At 69.3% G+C, this 2,192-nt stretch carries 2 protein-coding genes; one reads left to right on the plus strand and one right to left on the minus strand.

Going from position 1 to position 2,192, the window contains the following annotated elements; all coding sequences use genetic code 11:
- Positions 1 to 182 precede the first annotated feature (182 nt).
- Positions 183 to 1,145: a hypothetical protein gene (locus tag VKV26_25455; GenBank protein HLZ73265.1), complete on the plus strand. Its 963-nt coding sequence runs from the start codon at positions 183 to 185 to the stop codon at positions 1,143 to 1,145.
- Between the two features lie 48 nt (positions 1,146 to 1,193).
- Here the strand turns inward: VKV26_25455 and VKV26_25460 are convergent.
- The coding region (locus VKV26_25460; GenBank protein HLZ73266.1) for an arginine--tRNA ligase at positions 1,194 to 2,192 on the minus strand (999 nt) is incomplete at its 5' end.

Here is a 2,192-nt window from a genome sequence, read left to right on the forward strand (position 1 = left end):
GGCCTCCTCAGGGAGACTGGTGACGCCTCTACCCTACCGGAGTGCCCGTTCTGCGTGTCCCGCGCCGGCTTGGTCGTGGGCCCGCGGGCCCACGACCAAGCCGGCCGATGCTCGGACTGTCTCACCTGTCCTGGCACACGACACGAGATGCCCCTTCGCGGCCGAGCCGCTACCCTGTCGCCATGCCGCAACCGTTGCTGGGTGTGAACTTCAGCCATCACCAGGCCGAGTGGCTCGGCCTCGACGCCGACGAGACGTTCAGCCTGCTGCTCAACGATCTGCGGGTGCGGCACTTCCGCCTCTCGCTCTACTGGGACGAGATCCAGCCGGAGCCGACGCGGTACGACCTCGGCCAGACACATCGCTATCTCGACTGGGCCGAGGCGCGCGGGGCGCACGTGCTGCTCACGGTTGGGCTGAAGGCGCAGCGGCACCCGGAGTTCTATCCGCCCGCCTGGCTGCTGGGCGAAGGCTCACCGCCGCACGGCGGCCGCGTGGCCGAGCAGCCGCGGCTCGTCGCGCACCTGCTGCTGATGCTGGAGCGCGCCGTCGCCCTTTTGGCCGACTACGGCGCGATCGACGCCTGGCAGGTGGAGAACGAGCCGTTCCTGCCGGCGGCCGGCCGCACCGTGGGCTGGCGCTTCGACGAGGCGACGCTGCGCAAGGAGATCGCCGCCGTCGAAGGCTCCGACCCGCGCCGGCGGCCGATTGTGATCAACCACTCCTCGCACACGATCTTCGAGCGCGGCTGGCTGCGCGCCCTGCGCCTCGGCGACGTGGTGGCGCAGGACGTGTACACGCGCATTCCCAGCGGCGGGCCGCTGCGCTACTGGAACCGCTACACCCTTGGCCCCTTCGGCCCGAATCTCTTCGTGCAGTCGGTGCTGGCGCACCGCTTCGGCCGGCAGTTCTGGATCAACGAGCTGCAGGCCGAGCCCTGGGAACGCACACCGCTTGTCGACCTGGCGCCGGAGCAGATCGGCAGCGTCTCGCCCCAGATCATCGAGCGCAACCTTGCCCTGGCTCGCCGGGCGCGGCCCGATCGGATCTACCTCTGGGGCGCAGAGTGGTGGCGCTACATGGCGCTGCGCCGCGACGACCGCTACTGGCAGCTCGCGCGTGGCCTGTTCCAGGGCAATGCCTGAGCCCGACTACGCCGCCCGCGCCGGCGGCCTACGCCCTGCGCCCTGAATCTACATGCGTTCGGGCGCACTCATGCCCATCAGGCCGAGCACGTTGGCCAGCACGGTCTGCGCGGCCTTCACCAGCTTCAGCCGCGCCCGGCTCAGCGCCACGTCTTCGCTGACCACGCGGCACTCGGTGTAGAAGACGTGGAAGTCCTGCGCGAGCTGCTTGGCATAGTAGGGCAGGCCGTGCGCCTCCAGCCGTTCGGCGGCGGCCTCGATCAGCTCCGGATAGATCAGCATCGTGCGAATCAGCGCCAGCTCGGCGGGATGGCGCAGCAAGGCCACGTCGCCCGGCGCGTAGTCCACGCCCTCTTCCGCGGCCTTGCGCAGAATGCCGGCGATGCGCGCGTGGGCGTACTGCACGTAGTAGACCGGATTTTCGTTGCTCTGTTCCTTGGCCAGCTCCAGGTCAAAGTCCATGGCCGAGTCGGGCGAGCGCATCAGGAAGAAGAAGCGGCAGGCGTCCGCGCCCACCTCCTCCACGACCTCGCGCATGCTGATGATGTCGCCGGAGCGCTTGCTCAGCCGCACGACCTGCTGCCCGCGCTTCACCGTCACGAGCTGGTAGAGCAAGATCGTCAGCCGCTCCGGGTCGATGCCGAGCGCATCCACGGCCGTCTTCATGCGGGCGACGTGGCCCTGGTGGTCGGCGCCCCAGACGTCGATCACCCGGTCGAAGGCGCGCAGCACGAACTTGTCGTAGTGGTAGGCGATGTCCGAGGCGAAGTATGTTGGCGAGCCGCCGCTGCGCACGAGCACGTTGTCGCGGTCCTGCCCGAGCTGCGGCGCGGTAAACCAGACGGCGCCCTCTTTCTCGGTCACGTGGCCGCGCTCGCGCAGCAGATCCATCGTGTGTTCATAGGTGCGGTCGGTGAAGAGCGAGCGTTCGCTGAAGAAGCGGTCGTAGCGCACGCCGAGGGCGCCGACGTCCGCGCGGATCGAGACGATCATCCGCTCGATGCCAAGCTCTTTCAGCTCCGGCGGCGCCGGCGCGAGCGGCGCGGC

The sequence above is a fragment of the Dehalococcoidia bacterium genome, assembly GCA_035310145.1.
Classification (GTDB): Bacteria; Chloroflexota; Dehalococcoidia; order CAUJGQ01; family CAUJGQ01; genus CALFMN01.

What these genes read in the sequence shown, in the direction of transcription:
- VKV26_25455 (HLZ73265.1), top strand. Translation starts at nt 183, where the DNA reads ATGCCGCAACCGTTGCTGGGTGTGAACTTCAGCCATCACCAGGCCGAG.